This window comes from Pseudomonas synxantha, assembly GCF_900105675.1.
Lineage (GTDB): Bacteria > Pseudomonadota > Gammaproteobacteria > Pseudomonadales > Pseudomonadaceae > Aquipseudomonas > Aquipseudomonas synxantha.
The window spans coordinates 754,692-769,250 of record NZ_LT629786.1; the positions used below are offsets into that span (position 1 = coordinate 754,692).

Sequence of the window (14,559 nt, forward strand, 5' to 3'; positions counted from 1 at the left end):
TTGCCTTAAGCCCCTTCATCCTTGCCCAGCCATCGATAGGTCACGCCACCGATCACCGCGCCGAGGATCGGTGCGAGCCAGAACAACCACAACTGCTGGAGTGCCCAGCCGCCGACAATCAACGCCGGCCCCGTGCTACGGGCCGGGTTGACCGACGTGTTGGTGACCGGGATCGAGATCAGGTGGATCAGCGTCAGCGCCAGGCCAATGGCAATAGGCGCGAGGCCCGCCGGGGCACGGCGGTCGGTGGCGCCAAGAATGATCAGCACGAACATCGCTGTCATCACCAGCTCGCAGACAAAGCCTGCCGCCATTGAATAACCACCGGGTGAATGCTCGCCATAACCATTGCTTGCCAGCCCGGAGGCCAGTTCGAACCCGGGTTTGCCACTGGCGATGAAGTACAGCAGTGCGGCGGCGATGGCGCCACCGATCACTTGGGACACTATATAGGCTGGCAATTCCTTGGCCGGGAATCTGCCGCCCACCACCAGCCCCACCGAGACGGCCGGGTTAAGGTGGCAACCGCTGATATGCCCAATGGCAAATGCCATGGTCAGCACTGTGAGCCCAAAGGCCAGGGACACGCCGAGCAGGCCGATGCCTACGTTGGGGAACGCTGCGGCCAACACCGCACTCCCGCAGCCACCTAACACCAGCCAAAACGTACCCAGTCCTTCCGTTACGGAACGTTTGAACAGTGACATGAACACTTCCTTAGATTGCTCTATCTGATTAACGGTCTGTGTGGCTTCCCTGCCGCCTTAAATCAGGGCCCTCCTGGGGCCTGATTGCAGTACAGCAGGATTGTGTCGCACGACCAGCCAGATAGAGAAAGCTGTCAGAATTGTTCGGAATTGAACGGCGGTTTACCCAATAAAATCAGTCTATACCGACAAACCCTCCGGTTTGATGCTGCCATAACCGCGAATAAAGTCCGCCATGTGCCAGCAATTCGGAATGGCTGCCGCTTTCGGCGATCTGGCCTTTCTCCAGCACGACCAGGCGATCCATGCGCGCAATGGTCGACAACCGGTGTGCAATCGCAATCACCGTCTTGCCCTGCATCAGGGTTTCCAGGCTTTCCTGGATCGCGGCTTCCACTTCCGAGTCCAGCGCCGAGGTGGCTTCGTCCATGATCAGGATCGGCGCGTTCTTGAGCAGCACGCGCGCGATGGCGATACGTTGGCGCTGACCGCCGGAGAGTTTGACCCCGCGCTCACCCACATGGGCGTCCAGCCCGGTGCGGCCTTCGGAGTCCGACAGCAGTGGGATGAACTCATCGGCGCGGGCCTTGTGCACCGCGGCCCAGAGCTCTTCGTCCGTGGCGTCGGGCTTGCCGTACAGCAGGTTGTCGCGGATCGAACGGTGCAGCAACGAAGTGTCCTGGGTGATCATGCCGATCTGTTCGCGCAGGCTTTCCTGGGCGACTTCGGCGATATTCTGGCCATCGATCAGGATGCGTCCGCCCTGCAGGTCGTAGAGGCGCAGCAGCAGGTTGACCAGGGTCGATTTGCCCGCTCCGGACGGGCCGATCAGGCCGATCTTCTCCCCGGCCTTGATCTCCAGGTTCAGGCCACCAATGATTCCGCTCTTCTTGCCGTAGTGGAAATCCACCTGTTCGAAGCGCACTTCACCCTGGGGCACGCTCAGGCGTGGGGCGTTGTCGCGGTCGATCACGGCCAGCGGCTGGGCAATGGTTTTCAGGCCGTCCTGCACCATGCCGATGTTCTCGAAGATGCCGTTGACCACCCACATGATCCAGCCGGACATGTTGACGATACGGATCACCAGGCCGGTGGCCAGGGCAATCGCGCCCACCGAGATCAGCGAGTGGGTCCACAACCACAGGGCCAGGCCGGTGGTTGTGACGATCAGCAGGCCGTTCATGGTGGTAATCGCGATGTCCATGCTGGTCACCACGCGGCTGGCCAACTGGGTTTTTTCGGTCTGTTCAATGATTGCTTCCTTGGCGTACTGCTGCTCGTATTGGGTATGGGCGAACAGTTTCAAGGTGGTGATGTTGGTGTAGCCGTCGACAATGCGGCCCATCAATTTGGAGCGTGCTTCGGAGGAAATCACCGAGCGTTCCTTCACACGCGGCACGAAGTAACGCAGTGCCAGGCTGTAGCAGATGATCCAGCTCACCAGCGGGATCATCAGGCGCCAGTCGGCCTCGGCGAACAGCACCAGGGCGCTGATGGCGTAGATCGCCACGTGCCAGATCGCATCCACCGCCGCCACGGCGGAATCGCGCAGTGAGTTACCGGTTTGCATGATGCGCTGGGCAATGCGCCCGGCGAAGTCGTTCTGGAAGAAATTAAGACTCTGCTTGAGCACGTAGCTGTGGTTCTGCCAGCGAATCAGGCTGGTCATGCCGGGGCTGATGGTCTGGTGTACCAGCAGGTCGTGCAGGGCGCCGAAAATCGGGCGCAAGAGCAGGGCGACCACGGCCATCCAGATCAGCTCGGTGCTGTGGATCTGGAAGAAATCGGCGGGCGGCGTGCCCTGGGCCAGGTCGATGATGCGGCTCAAATAGCTGAACAACGCGACTTCGATCAGCGCGCCAATCAGGCCCACCACCAGCAAGGCGGCGAAATGCGGCCACACCTGGCGCAGGTAGTAGAGATAGAAGGGCAGGACTTTATCGGGAGGCGCGGAGCTGGGCGCGTCGCGGAAAATATCGATCAGTTGTTCAAAACGACGATAGAGCATTAGGCTTGACGCCCGCCGTGCGGGCTCTCCTTTCAAATGCGCGCGCTGCCTTGTGGGCTGCGCGCGAAGCTTGCTGCTGACCTCAGTCGATGCGCTTGGCCGACTTGATCAGGACAGGATCGATTGGCACGTTCTGCATGCCTTGCTTGGTGGTGGTCTGGGAGTTGACGATGATGTCGACCACATCCATGCCCTTGACCACTTTGGCGAACACGGCGTAACCGGCATCGCGGCCCGGATCCAGGAAGGCATTGTCGGCGACGTTGATGAAGAACTGGCTGGTGGCCGAGTTCGGGTCATTGGTGCGCGCCATCGACAAGGTCCCCCGCACGTTATGCAGGCCATTGCTGGCTTCGTTCTTGATCGGCGCTTCGGTCGGTTTTTGCGACATTTGTGCAGTGAACCCGCCGCCCTGGACCATGAAGCCCGGGATCACGCGGTGGAAGATCGTATTGGTATAGAAACCCTTGTCGACATAGGCAAGGAAGTTCTTGGTGCTGATGGGGGCCTTGACCGGGTCCAGTTCGATTTCGATGTCACCGTTGGTGGTGGAGATCAATACGTGGGGCGCCTTGGCAGGTTCGGCGGCCATCAGGTTGGCAGCGAACAGAACGGAACCGGCAAAGAAGGCGATTTTTTTCAGCATGGGTCAGTGATCCTGGGTAGTGGTTTCGACGGTCTTTAGAAAATCGAGCAAGGTCGCGTTAAAGACTTCGGGTTGATCCAAGGGCGTGGCATGGCGGGAATCTTCAATAACGACCAGCCGCGCATCGGGCAGCAGTTTTACATAGATTTCTTTCTGCGCCACGGGGGTGTAGTCGTGGTCGGCGCTGATGACCAGGGTTGGACAGGTAATCTTCGAAAGTTGTTCCTGCACGCCCCAGCCCACAATCGCGTCGAAGCTGGCGAGATAAGCACGTTTGTCGTTCTTTGCCCAGCGTTCGGCCATCTTGCGCCGCAGGTCGGCTTGCGCAGGTTTGGGAAACAGCCGCTCGCCCAGGGCCTTGCCGATGGTGCTCAGGCTGAGCACGCGGGCCAGGGTCCGGCGCTTGGCCCACTGCCAATAGTCACCTGCGCTGCGCACCTTGACCTCGGGCGCGCTGTTGACGATGCACAGGCTCTTGACCCGCGTGGGTTCATCTACGGCCAGTTGGAAGGCAATCATGCCGCCCATGGATAACCCCACTACATGGGCCGCAGGCAGGCCCATGTGGTCGATCAGGGCAATCAGATCGAAGGTGAACCCCTGGATGCTGTAGCGCTCGCGGGGGCTGTCGGAGCGGCCATGGCCGCGCACGTCGACCACGATCAGGCGATAGTGCCGGGCGAGTACCGGCACTTGCAGCTCCCAATCCTGGCTGCTTGAGCCCAGGCCATGGATCAGGATCAGTGGGTTGCCGTGGCCGTATTCCTCGTAATGCAGGCTGCAGCCTTCATGCTCGAACCAGGCCATGGATGAACTCCGTTTCAGGCTTGCAGGGGCGCGGCAAAGGGCGCGTCCAGGGGAGCGGTGTCAAAGGTGCGCAGCAGTTCCACGAGGATCTGCGTCGCCGGCCCCAGGGGTTTATCTTTGTTTGAATACAGGTAGAACGTCGGGTGGCGGCTGCCGCCCTGTGCCAAAGGCAGCTGCTTGAGCACGCCTTCGTTCAGTTCGCGCTCGACCATGTGCCGGGGCAGCCAGGCAAAACCCAGGCCGCTGCTGACGAAGGCTGCGGCGGTGGCCAGGCTGCCGACGGTCCAGCGCTGTTCGGCGCCGAGCCAGCCGACATCCCGCGGTTGCTGGCGGCCGGAGTCGCGGATCACCACTTGCATCTGGCTTTCCAGGTCCTGGAAGCTGAGTTCGCGGCCCATGCGGTGCAAGGCGTGTTCGGGATGGGCGACGGCAATGAATTCTACCGCGCTCATTTCCGTGCCCAGGTAACCGGGGATACTGAAGCCGCAAATCGCCAAGTCGGCCACACCTTCCATGAGCAGCTCTTCAACCCCCGACAGTACTTCTTCGCGCAGGCGCACGCGGCAACCGCGGCTTTGGGGCATAAACGCGGTGAGGGCGCGCACCAGGCGCGCATTGGGATAGGCAGCGTCCACCACCAGGCGCACTTCAGCTTCCCAGCCCTGTTCCATATGGTGGGCGAGATCTTCCAACTGGCTGGCGTTCTTCACCAACTGGCGGGAACGGCGCAGCAGCACTTCGCCGGCCTCGGTAAGCACCGCCTTGCGCCCGTCGATGCGCAGCAGCGGCACACCCAGTTGGTCCTGCATACGGGCCACGGTGTAGCTCACCGAGGACTGTGAACGGTGCAGCGCTTCTGCGGCCTGGGCGAAGCCGCCGTGGTCGACCACGGCTTGCAACGTGCGCCATTGATCGAGGGTAACGCGGGGCGCTTTCAAGATGAGCTCCTCTTGTCCTAAGCTGGCGGTCCTTATTGGAGACTGCCGAATGAGAAAATTCTGTTGTGTGTTGCTGGCGCTGCTGCCGATGAGCGCGTTTGCCTACCCCATCGACGTGACTAAAAAGATCAACGGCGTAAGCGTGGACTACACCGCATCCGATGTGGACGCCGACATCAGTTCGATCCAGTTGAGTAACTACGGCACCAACGATGCGTTGTGTTCGGTAATCTTCACCAACGGCCCGGAATCGCCGCGCCGTCGCACTGTGACCGTACCCGCCGGCAAAAGCACCAACACCACGGCCAAGTTCAACCGCGCGATTATCAAAATGCGTATTGCCTTGGACTGCGCTCCAAAATAAAGCAGCGGAGCATGCCAGACAGGAATACTCCGCCTAACAACAAATTTCTAGATGGGTTATAGCAGTTTTTTGCGCTTTTTTATCGAATAGGCCCTGGTTAACCTTCGCTCCATCGACTTACAGCAATTACCGATGGAGCCTACCAAGCCATGTCCAATGTCCTGATCATCGAAACCAGTGCACGCCAGCAGGATTCAATCTCCCGCCAGCTCACCCAACAGTTCATCGGCCAATGGCAAGCAGCCCATCCGGCGGATCGCATCACCCTGCGTGACGTGGCGCGCAATCCCGTTCCCCACTTGGACGCCAACCTGCTGGGTGGGTGGATGAAACCCGCCGAGCAGCGCAACGACGATGAACAGGTGTCCCTGGACCGTTCCAATGAATTGACTGACGAGCTGCTGGCTGCCGATGTATTGGTGATGGCTGCGCCGATGTACAACTTTTCCATCCCCAGCACCCTTAAAGCCTGGCTGGATCATGTGTTGCGGGCCGGTGTGACTTTCAAGTACACCGCCACCGGGCCACAGGGTTTGTTGACCGGCAAGCGTGCCATCGTACTCACTGCTCGTGGCGGCATTCACGCCGGCGCCACCTCGGATCACCAGGAGCCGTACCTGCGCCAGGTCATGGCTTTTATCGGCATCCACGACGTGACCTTCATTCACGCCGAAGGGGTGAACCTGGGGGCGGGCTTCCAGGAGAAGGGCGTCAATCAGGCTAAAGCACTGTTGGCGCAGGTTGCTTGAAGCGTTAATCGCCAGATAATCCCGCGCTGTTTATATAGCCCCACGCAAACCCTTCAAGTACGCGTATCGAACCTCCCTTTGCACTTGTAGCTCCTGAGTGCTCCTGCCCGACTGCCGCTTCAGCGAGGTCGGGTTTTTTTTGCGCCGAGTTTCTTCAAACCGCGAAAAGCTTTAATGTCGCGACCATTCGAAATGAGGCGCGCATGGGCTATCTACTGGTTGTCACCCTGATTCAGGCATTTTCCTTCAGCTTGATCGGCGAATACCTCGCCGGTCACGTCGACAGCTACTTTGCGGTGCTGGTGCGCGTGCTGCTGGCGGGGCTGATTTTTATCCCGCTGACCCGCTGGCGCTCGGTGGAGCCGGCGTTCATGCGCGGCATGCTGGTGATCGGTGCATTGCAGTTCGGTGTGACCTATGTGTGCCTGTACCTGAGCTTTCGCGTGCTGACGGTGCCCGAAGTGCTGCTGTTCACCATCCTCACTCCGTTGCACGTGACCCTGATCGAAGACGCGCTTAATCGCCGTTTCAACCCTTGGGCGCTGGTCGCAGCCTTGGTGGCGGTGAGCGGTGCGGCAGTGATTCGTTTTGATCAGATCACGCCCCACTTCCTGATGGGGTTCTTGCTGTTGCAGCTGGCCAACTTCACCTATGCGGCCGGGCAAGTCATGTACAAGCACCTGGTGGCGCGTTATCCGAGTGACCAACCGCATTTCCGGCGTTTCGGTTATTTCTACCTGGGCGCCCTGCTGGTGGTGTTGCCCGCATTCCTGCTGTTCGGCAAGGCTGATTTCCTGCCGCAAGCGTCGCTGCAATGGGGCGTGCTGGTGTTCCTGGGAGTGGTCAGCACCGCGCTGGGAATGTACTGGTGGAACAAGGGCGCCTGCCTGGTCAATGGCGGCACCCTGGCGGTGATGAACAACTTGCATGTGCCGGTGGGGCTGCTGCTGAACCTGCTGATCTGGAACCAGCACGAGCCGCTGGGTCGTTTGGCCTTGGGCGGCCTGGTGATTCTGGCGGCGGTGTGGATCAGCCGGCTGGGTGTGCGTCAGGCGGTATCGTCTCCTTTATCGTGATCACGACTTTGCCTTTGGCCCGGCCTTGTTCGACATAACTCAAGGCCTCGGCCGTCGACTCGAAAGGGAAGGTACGGTCGATCACCGGCTTGATAATGCCGGACTCAACCAGCGCGGTGAGTTCATCCAGTTGGGCACCGCTGGCGCGCATGAAGACGAAGTCATAACGGACGTTTTTTCTGCGCGCTTTGCGGCGAATGCCACTGCTCAAGACACCCATGACCAAGCCCAATCCCCACGACAGGTTTTGCTCGCGAGCGAATGCCGGCGTCGGTGGCCCTGAGATGGAGATGAGCTGGCCGCCCGGCTTGAGAATGTCGAGTGACTTTGCCAGCGCATCCGGGCCGAGGCTGTTCATGACCACGTCGTAGTCTTTGAGTACGGTTTCGAAGTCTTGCTGCTTGTAGTCGATCACCACATCCGCGCCCAGCGCCTTGACCCACTCGACGTTGGCGGTACTGGTGGTCGTGGCGACAAAAGCGCCCAAATGCCTGGCGAGCTGGATGGCGATACTGCCGACACCACCGGAGCCGGCGTGAATGAAGACCTTCTGGCCTTTTTTCAGCCTCGCCGTTTCAACCAACACCTGCCACGCCGTCAGCGCGACCAGGGGCAGGGAGGCGGCTTGCTCCATCGTGATGTTTGCAGGTTTGCGTGCCACTGCGTCTTCGCATGCCGCAATCAGCTCGGCGAACGTGCCGATGCGCTGCTGGGGAGGGCGGGCATAGACTTCGTCACCTGGCTTGAAGCGTCGTACCGCCGACCCCACGCTGAGCACCACACCGGCCAAGTCATTGCCCAGTGTCAACGGCAACGCATACGGCAGGATCAGTTTGAATTCGCCTTTGGCGATTTTTGCATCCAGCACATTGACGCTGCTGGCATGCACTTGAACCAGCACGTCATGTTCACCCACCGCAGGTGCCGGGACTTCGGTGATGCGGCCTGTGTGCTTGCCGTAACGCTCGATTGAAAATGCCTTCATGGTTCAACGCTCATGGCTTGGACGGGAAGGGCAGGCGCCTATGCATCGCAGTAGCACAGCACGCCTGCAAAAGGGTTGATCAGGCTTTGACCAAGTAGCGTTCGGCTACCTCGGACTGCTTGATCTGCGCCAGCAAGCCTTGTCGCGCTGCCTGCAAGGCATCCCAGCGTGCGCCATCCTGCAACGGCGGGATAGTCACGGGCTCGCGCTGGTCAAAGCCGATCAGCGCCGCATCGACCAGGTCACCTACCTCCATCACGTCTGTGAGGGTATTGATGTCAATGCCAGCCCGCTCCCAGATCTCGGTACGCGTGGCCGCCGGCAGCACGGCTTGTACGTAGACGCCTTTGGGAGCCAGCTCAAGGCTCATACCCTGGGACAGGAACAGTACGAACGCCTTGGTGGCGCCATACACCGTCATGCCGAACTCCGGCGCCAGGCCCACTACCGAGCCTATGTTGATGATAGCGCCGTCACCTGCTGCCGCCAGGCGCGGGGCAATGGCACTGGCAAGTCGCACCAGCGCCGTGGTGTTGAGCGCAACCAACTGAGCGACGCTGTCGCTGGACTGTTCAATAAAGCTGCCGGACTGCGCGGCCCCGGCATTATTCACCAGCGTGCCAATGCTGGCGTCCTCGCGCAGGCGCGCTTCAACCGCTGCCAGGTCAGCGCTTTGAGTCAGGTCGGCGGGGAGGATGTCAATGGTGATGGCGTGCTGTTGGCGCAGGCGGGCGGCGAGCGCTTCCAGGCGCTGGATGTCACGGGCGACCAATACAAGATTGTGGCCGCGCTGGGCAAAACGCTCGGCGTAGGCGGCGCCAATGCCGGTCGAGGCGCCAGTGATGAGAACGGTAGTGGAAGTGCTCATGGTGTGATGCTCTGTGGATGCGATGAGGTTTTATGATGTCGATCATAATCAAAGCTGTCAACGGTTTTGATTACGATCAACATCATAGTAAGATGTTTGTATCGCAAGGCAGCAGGAGCGCAAAAAATGAAGATCACCAAGACGCAATCACAGAGCAATCGAGCGCATATCGTCGCGACGGCTTCCGAGCTGTTTCGTGAACGCGGTTTCGATGGTGTGGGTGTGGCCGAACTGATGGCTGCCGCCGGTTTCACCCAGGGCGGCTTCTACAAGCATTTCGGCTCCAAGGCGGATTTGATGGCGGAAGCGGCCGCCAACAGCCTGGCGCAGTCGCTTGCCGACAGCGCACACCTGGAGGTGGAGCAGTTTTTCGAGGTGTACCTGTCCAGGCAGCACCGCGACCACCGCGGCGGCGGATGCACCTTGGCGGCGTTGTGTGCAGATGCTGCGCGTCAATCGGACACGCTCAAGGAGACCTTCGCCAACGGGTTGGAAAACACGCTGCAGGCCCTGGAGGCAAAGTACAACGCGGCGCAGGACGAACCACAGGAAGACGTGCGCGCGAAAATGCTCAACAGGATGGCCCACGCCATCGGTGCCATCATGTTGTCGCGGGCGTGCCCGGATGATTCCGCCCTGGCCGATGAAGTGCTTGAGGTGTGCCGCAAGGAGATTACGGCATCACTGCCGTAATCTCGTTCGGGTCACATTACGCCGTTTCGACGTTGGACACCTGGGTGGCTCCGGCCAAGGCGGGCAATACGCCTGCGCGCAGGTCATTGCCGCTCGGTTGCTGATACAGGCTCAACCCGAACTCCGGCAACACCGCCAACAGATAATCAAAGATATCCCCCTGGATCCGCTCGTAATCGCCCCACGCGGTGGTACGGGTAAAGCAGTAGATCTCCAGCGGCACGCCCTGGGCGGTGGTCTGCATCTGGCGCACCATGCAGGTCATGTTCGGCTGGATGTCCGGATGGCTTTGCAGGTAGGCCAAGGCATAGGCGCGGAAGGTGCCGAGGTTGGTCATGCGCCGGCGGTTGGCCGAGAGTTGCGCGCTGTGGCCCTGGGCTTCGTTCCAGGCCTTGAGCTCGGCCTGCTTGCGCCCGATGTAGCCGGTGAGCAGGTGCACCTGGGTCATGCGCACTTCTTCGTCATCGCGTAAAAAGCGTACGCCGCTGGCGTCGATATACAGGCTGCGCTTGATGCGCCGCCCACCAGAAGCCTGCATGCCTCGCCAGTTCTTGAACGACTCGGACATCAGGCGCCAGGTGGGGATGGAGACGATGGTCTTGTCGAAATTCTGCACCTTGACCGTGTGCAGGGTGATATCCACTACATCACCGTCGGCGCCGACCTGGGGCATTTCGATCCAGTCGCCGACCCGCAGCATGTCGTTGCTGGTCAACTGCACACTGGCGACGAACGACAGCAGAGTGTCCTTGTACACCAACAGGATCACCGCCGACATGGCACCCAGGCCTGACAGCAACAGCAGCGGCGAACGGTCGATCAGGGTGGCGACGATGATGATCGCGCCAAACACGAACAACACCATCTTCGCCAATTGCACATAGCCCTTGATCGAGCGGGTGCGCGCGTGTTCGGTGCGGGCGTAGATGTCCAGCAGGGCATTGAGCAGCGCGCTCATGGCCAGCACCAGGAACAGAATGGTGATCGCCAGGGACACATTGCCGATAAACAGGATGGCGGTCTTGCTCAGGCCAGGCACCAGGTACAGGCCGAACTGAATCACCAGGGACGGCGTCATCTGCGCCAGGCGATGGAAGACCTTGTTGTGCAGCAGGTCGTTGAGCCAGTGCAGGGCTGGCTGCCGACCCAGTAACTTGATGGCGTGGATGATCAGGTAGCGCGCTACCCGTCCGAGCAGCAGGGCCACCACCAGCAACACCAGCAAGCCGAGGCCGGCGTGCAGCAGCGGATGTTCATCGAGGGTGCCCCAGAGGTCCTGGGCGTTGAGCCAGAGCTGTTTGATATCCATGAATGAAACCGATTCTTCTGTAAGGCGAGACGGGGGGATTAGAGCATTTAAGTGCAACAAAGTTGACGTTCTAGACAAATGCGCTGACAAAAAAGCAGCTGATTAGCACCGTTCGCGTAAAGAAACTCGGTTTGGACGCGCGAAACCGGTAACCTATGCCGCTGATATTTTGTATTTCTTCGAGGTAGCACCCGTGTTTTCCCAATTCGCCCTGCACGAACGCCTGCTCAAAGCCGTGGCCGAGCTTAAATTTGTCGAGCCTACGCCTGTGCAAGCAGCGGCCATCCCGCTCGCGCTCCAGGGGCGTGACCTGCGGGTGACGGCTCAAACCGGCAGCGGCAAGACCGCTGCTTTTGTCTTGCCGATCCTGCACCGCCTGATCGGCCCGGCCAAAGTCCGTGTGAGCATCAAGACCTTGATCCTGCTGCCGACCCGCGAGTTGGCCCAGCAGACCTTGAAGGAAGTGGAGCGTTTCTCGCAGTTCACCTTCATCAAGTCCGGCCTGATCACCGGTGGCGAAGACTTCAAGGTCCAGGCCGCCATGCTGCGCAAGGTGCCGGACATCCTGATCGGCACTCCGGGGCGCATGATCGAGCAACTCAATGCCGGTAACCTTGATCTCAAGGAAGTCGAAGTGCTGGTGCTCGACGAAGCCGACCGCATGCTCGACATGGGCTTCGCCGATGACGTGCAGCGCCTGGTGGCCGAGTGCGTCAATCGCCAGCAGACCATGCTGTTCTCTGCCACCACTGGCGGTTCGACCCTGCGCGACATGGTCGCCAAGGTCCTGAACAACCCTGAGCACCTGCAGGTCAACAACGTCAGCGATCTCAACGCGACCACGCGCCAGCAGATCGTCACCGCCGACCACAACGTGCACAAAGAGCAGATCCTCAACTGGCTGTTGGCCAACGAGACCTACCAGAAGGCCATCGTGTTTACCAACACCCGGGCCGCGGCTGACCGCATCTACGGTCGCCTGGTGGCGCAGGACTACAAGGCGTTCGTGCTGCACGGCGAGAAAGACCAGAAGGACCGCAAGTTGGCCATCGACCGCCTCAAGGCTGGCGGCGTGAAGATTCTGGTGGCCACCGACGTCGCCGCCCGCGGCCTGGACGTGGACGGCCTGGACATGGTGATCAACTTCGACATGCCCCGCAGCGGCGACGAATACGTACACCGTATTGGCCGAACCGGACGTGCCGGCAACGACGGCCTGGCGATCTCGCTGATCTGCCACGGCGACTGGAACCTGATGTCGAGCATCGAGCGCTACCTCAAGCAGTCGTTCGAGCGCCGCACCATCAAGGAAGTCAAAGGCACCTACACCGGGCCGAAGAAGGTCAAGGCGTCGGGCAAGGCCGTTGGCGTGAAGAAGAAAAAGACCGATGCCAAGGGTGACAAGAAAAAGGCCGGCGCCAAATCGCCGACCAAGCGCAAGATCGCCAACCGGCCGAAGACCGACAACCTGTCGCTGGTCAGCAAGGACGGCATGGCGCCGCTCAAGCGCCGCAAGCCAGAAGCACCGGCTGCCGAATAAGCAGTTGGGCAAAAAAACCGGACAATGTCCGGTTTTTTTATGCCTCGATCGCTCCCGCCCTCTGCGTGGGAATGCCGCCTGGGACGCGCTACGTCCCGCTTTACTCAGCTTTTGGCCTTGGCGGCAGCTTCTTTCAGTTCCTTGAGACGGGCATCAATCAACTGGCACTTGTCGGGAAACTCCGCGCTCTCAGTATCCAGATCCATTTTCTGCAACTCGTCATTCATCTCCTTGGCCTTGGTTGGGTTCTGCTCGGTGAGCTTGGTCACTTCCTTGGCCAGCTCTTCGCGCTTGGCCGTGGCCTCGTCGAGCGTACAAGCCCAAGCGGGCAGGGCGGCAAGCAACGTAGCGGCGATGGCCAGGTTTCTAAGGGTTTTCATGGTCGGACCTCCTTGGCGGTATAGGCAGTTGAGGCGGCGAACGTCTGGAAAGTTCAGAGAAATGACGCCCGTCTATCCGGGTGAACGGCCAGTGCCCGCACGTGTCACTACCTATGACGGGCTAATTTTCCATCGGCCTGCAGGAGGAATCAGGATGACGACTTACAACTGGGATCTGATCGAACGTCTGCTGCATGAAGTGCAGAACGGCGAGGGCAGCTTTGCCCCGCGTAAATACGCCGAGCAGGAAGCCGCTGATAAAGCGACGGCTGGCGAGGACACCGGGAATCTGGATGCGCTGAAAAAGACTGCTGCGGACTACGAGGCGCTGCTGTTCAAGCGCGGGTTCATTGAGTCGCGCCCCGAAGAGGAGGGCGGCAACGGTGAGAACTTCATCTTGACCCCGCGGGGTGCAAGCCTGCTGGCGTTGATCGACAGTTCGATTCCTGGCAATGAGCATCCCCGGCACGTAATGGACGAGCAGGAGGACGCGCTGGATGAGGCGACCTTTGAGCGGGTCGCTTCCGAGGCTGCGATTGCCGGCGGCGCTATATAGTCCCTGAATCAAATGTGGGCGGGAGCCATGCTCCCATCCCTATTGATTTGCACCGGCCTTGAGGCATTTGAGGGCTTTGAAATCGCTCCGTACGCCGTCGATTTTTTGCTTCAGCTTCTGCCGCTGTTGCACCGTGCTCTCAGCCATCAGGTCCACGATCAGGCTGCGCGCTGCCGCTTCGGTCTGAGCATAGGCAGCACGGTATTCAGGCGTCCATAGGCTCTCCCTGTCCACCAGCAAACGTTGCATCTTCTGCGGAAAGTCGGCGTCGTGGCGGTGCTCGACGGCCTCGATAAACTGCGCCTGCCAATGGGCGCGGTTGCCGATCCACGCCTGGTTCTGTTCACCCAGGGCGATGGACCAGGCCGTTACGCGGTGTTGCTGGCTGGCGCTCAGCGGACCAATCCAGGCGTCCAGGCGCTTGCTCATACGCTTGGCGCGCTCCTTGATCTGCTGGGCCAGCGGTGGCTTGAGGTATTCGTCCTGGCGTTTGCGCAGATCCTTGGCAAGGGCGCCGCTCATGTCCTTGACCTGTTGATCATCCAGACCCTGCAGCAACTGCACGGCGGACGGGGTTACCTCCCGTGCGATCTCGGCAATCGCCTGCTTGGCTTCGACGGTTCGGGTTTGCAGCGCGGCGTCAGTGATTTGGTTGCTGTCGACCATTTGCTGCAGGCGGTCCAGCCAGTCCAGGTAACCCGGCAATTGTGTGGTGCAATGCCAGGCCAAGTGTTCCTTGAGGGTGTCGTTGAACCAGCTCTTTTGCCCGGCGTTCATGTCCAGGTAGTCGTTGAGGGTCCAAGGGATGATCACGTCGAGATTACGGTAAGCCAGGCCCACGCGATTGCACCCGGCGAGCACCAGGCTCATGGTCAGCAGTACCATCAGGAGTTTGAGCCGGCGCAACATGGGCGAGTCCTTGCACGGATGGGG

16 protein-coding genes are annotated in these 14,559 nt (G+C 60.3%); 6 read left to right on the forward strand and 10 right to left on the reverse strand.

From position 1 onward, the window contains the following. Positions 1-5 precede the first annotated feature (5 nt). From aqpZ to BLU48_RS03620, 5 genes are all read right to left on the reverse strand, one after another. The gene (gene aqpZ / locus BLU48_RS03600) at positions 6-707 is read right to left on the reverse strand and encodes an aquaporin Z (RefSeq protein ID WP_057023087.1); all 702 of its coding nucleotides are present in this window, start codon (positions 705-707) and stop codon (positions 6-8) included. A 175-nt stretch (positions 708-882) separates the two neighbouring features. Then, complete coding sequence (locus BLU48_RS03605; RefSeq protein WP_057023086.1) at positions 883-2,715, reverse strand: ABC transporter ATP-binding protein; 1,833 nt, start codon at positions 2,713-2,715, stop codon at positions 883-885. 82 nt (positions 2,716-2,797) lie between these two features. Then, entirely contained in the window at positions 2,798-3,361 is a 564-nt protein-coding gene (locus BLU48_RS03610; protein WP_057011856.1) for a peptidylprolyl isomerase, read from the reverse strand. Positions 3,362-3,364: 3 nt separating this feature from the next. After that, entirely contained in the window at positions 3,365-4,168 is an 804-nt protein-coding gene (locus tag BLU48_RS03615; protein WP_057023085.1) for an alpha/beta fold hydrolase, read from the reverse strand. A gap of 14 nt (positions 4,169-4,182) precedes the next feature. Continuing rightward, entirely contained in the window at positions 4,183-5,106 is a 924-nt protein-coding gene (locus BLU48_RS03620; protein WP_046071723.1) for a LysR family transcriptional regulator, read from the reverse strand. Between the two features lie 49 nt (positions 5,107-5,155). Here BLU48_RS03620 and BLU48_RS03625 point away from each other — a divergent pair, with 49 nt between their 5' ends. The 3 genes from BLU48_RS03625 (at position 5,156) to BLU48_RS03635 (ending at position 7,295) form a co-directional block, all read left to right on the forward strand. Continuing rightward, entirely contained in the window at positions 5,156-5,470 is a 315-nt protein-coding gene (locus BLU48_RS03625) for a hypothetical protein (RefSeq protein WP_046071724.1), read from the forward strand. Between the two features lie 149 nt (positions 5,471-5,619). Next, positions 5,620-6,219 (forward strand): FMN-dependent NADH-azoreductase, encoded by a 600-nt coding sequence (locus BLU48_RS03630; RefSeq protein WP_057023084.1) that lies wholly within the window; start codon positions 5,620-5,622, stop codon positions 6,217-6,219. A gap of 203 nt (positions 6,220-6,422) precedes the next feature. Continuing rightward, positions 6,423-7,295 (forward strand): carboxylate/amino acid/amine transporter, encoded by an 873-nt coding sequence (locus BLU48_RS03635; protein WP_057023083.1) that lies wholly within the window; start codon positions 6,423-6,425, stop codon positions 7,293-7,295. On the opposite strand, the gene BLU48_RS03640 is transcribed toward BLU48_RS03635, so the two are convergent. Both BLU48_RS03640 and BLU48_RS03645 read right to left on the reverse strand, forming a co-directional pair. Beyond that, positions 7,249-8,280: an NADP-dependent oxidoreductase gene (locus BLU48_RS03640; RefSeq protein ID WP_057023082.1), complete on the reverse strand. Its 1,032-nt coding sequence runs from the start codon at positions 8,278-8,280 to the stop codon at positions 7,249-7,251. The genes BLU48_RS03635 and BLU48_RS03640 overlap by 47 nt on opposite strands. A gap of 79 nt (positions 8,281-8,359) precedes the next feature. After that, on the reverse strand, positions 8,360-9,148 hold the full coding sequence (locus tag BLU48_RS03645) for an SDR family NAD(P)-dependent oxidoreductase (protein WP_057023081.1): 789 nt from the start codon (positions 9,146-9,148) through the stop codon (positions 8,360-8,362). A 126-nt stretch (positions 9,149-9,274) separates the two neighbouring features. Between BLU48_RS03645 and BLU48_RS03650 the strand changes: the two genes are divergently transcribed. Then, positions 9,275-9,841, forward strand: a complete 567-nt coding sequence (locus tag BLU48_RS03650; protein ID WP_057023080.1) for a TetR/AcrR family transcriptional regulator — start codon at positions 9,275-9,277, stop codon at positions 9,839-9,841. A gap of 16 nt (positions 9,842-9,857) precedes the next feature. On the opposite strand, the gene BLU48_RS03655 is transcribed toward BLU48_RS03650, so the two are convergent. Beyond that, a complete protein-coding gene (locus tag BLU48_RS03655; protein WP_057023079.1) occupies positions 9,858-11,150 on the reverse strand; it encodes a mechanosensitive ion channel family protein in 1,293 nt (430 codons plus the stop codon). Positions 11,151-11,343: 193 nt separating this feature from the next. Here BLU48_RS03655 and BLU48_RS03660 point away from each other — a divergent pair, with 193 nt between their 5' ends. Further along, entirely contained in the window at positions 11,344-12,690 is a 1,347-nt protein-coding gene (locus BLU48_RS03660) for a DEAD/DEAH box helicase (RefSeq protein ID WP_034117156.1), read from the forward strand. A 104-nt stretch (positions 12,691-12,794) separates the two neighbouring features. Here BLU48_RS03660 and BLU48_RS03665 read toward each other — a convergent pair whose 3' ends face one another. Then, complete coding sequence (locus BLU48_RS03665) at positions 12,795-13,070, reverse strand: hypothetical protein (RefSeq protein ID WP_043048952.1); 276 nt, start codon at positions 13,068-13,070, stop codon at positions 12,795-12,797. Between the two features lie 154 nt (positions 13,071-13,224). On the opposite strand from BLU48_RS03665, the gene BLU48_RS03670 reads away from it, so the two are divergent. Beyond that, positions 13,225-13,626 carry a hypothetical protein gene (locus tag BLU48_RS03670; RefSeq protein WP_057011844.1) on the forward strand — a complete coding sequence of 134 codons (402 nt, stop codon included), beginning with the start codon at positions 13,225-13,227 and terminating at the stop codon, positions 13,624-13,626. 39 nt (positions 13,627-13,665) lie between these two features. Here BLU48_RS03670 and BLU48_RS03675 read toward each other — a convergent pair whose 3' ends face one another. Next, the gene (locus BLU48_RS03675) at positions 13,666-14,535 is read right to left on the reverse strand and encodes a DUF6279 family lipoprotein (protein ID WP_057023078.1); all 870 of its coding nucleotides are present in this window, start codon (positions 14,533-14,535) and stop codon (positions 13,666-13,668) included. Positions 14,536-14,559: the final 24 nt, after the last annotated feature.

What these genes read in the sequence shown, in the direction of transcription:
- BLU48_RS03605 (WP_057023086.1), bottom strand. Translation starts at nt 2,715, where the DNA reads ATGCTCTATCGTCGTTTTGAACAACTGATCGATATTTTCCGCGACGCG.
- BLU48_RS03645 (WP_057023081.1), bottom strand. Translation starts at nt 9,148, where the DNA reads ATGAGCACTTCCACTACCGTTCTCATCACTGGCGCCTCGACCGGCATT.
- BLU48_RS03655 (WP_057023079.1), bottom strand. Translation starts at nt 11,150, where the DNA reads ATGGATATCAAACAGCTCTGGCTCAACGCCCAGGACCTCTGGGGCACC.
- BLU48_RS03640 (WP_057023082.1), bottom strand. Translation starts at nt 8,280, where the DNA reads ATGAAGGCATTTTCAATCGAGCGTTACGGCAAGCACACAGGCCGCATC.
- BLU48_RS03610 (WP_057011856.1), bottom strand. Translation starts at nt 3,361, where the DNA reads ATGCTGAAAAAAATCGCCTTCTTTGCCGGTTCCGTTCTGTTCGCTGCC.
- BLU48_RS03630 (WP_057023084.1), top strand. Translation starts at nt 5,620, where the DNA reads ATGTCCAATGTCCTGATCATCGAAACCAGTGCACGCCAGCAGGATTCA.
- BLU48_RS03665 (WP_043048952.1), bottom strand. Translation starts at nt 13,070, where the DNA reads ATGAAAACCCTTAGAAACCTGGCCATCGCCGCTACGTTGCTTGCCGCC.
- BLU48_RS03615 (WP_057023085.1), bottom strand. Translation starts at nt 4,168, where the DNA reads ATGGCCTGGTTCGAGCATGAAGGCTGCAGCCTGCATTACGAGGAATAC.
- aqpZ (WP_057023087.1), bottom strand. Translation starts at nt 707, where the DNA reads ATGTCACTGTTCAAACGTTCCGTAACGGAAGGACTGGGTACGTTTTGG.
- BLU48_RS03625 (WP_046071724.1), top strand. Translation starts at nt 5,156, where the DNA reads ATGAGAAAATTCTGTTGTGTGTTGCTGGCGCTGCTGCCGATGAGCGCG.
- BLU48_RS03650 (WP_057023080.1), top strand. Translation starts at nt 9,275, where the DNA reads ATGAAGATCACCAAGACGCAATCACAGAGCAATCGAGCGCATATCGTC.
- BLU48_RS03635 (WP_057023083.1), top strand. Translation starts at nt 6,423, where the DNA reads ATGGGCTATCTACTGGTTGTCACCCTGATTCAGGCATTTTCCTTCAGC.
- BLU48_RS03675 (WP_057023078.1), bottom strand. Translation starts at nt 14,535, where the DNA reads ATGTTGCGCCGGCTCAAACTCCTGATGGTACTGCTGACCATGAGCCTG.
- BLU48_RS03670 (WP_057011844.1), top strand. Translation starts at nt 13,225, where the DNA reads ATGACGACTTACAACTGGGATCTGATCGAACGTCTGCTGCATGAAGTG.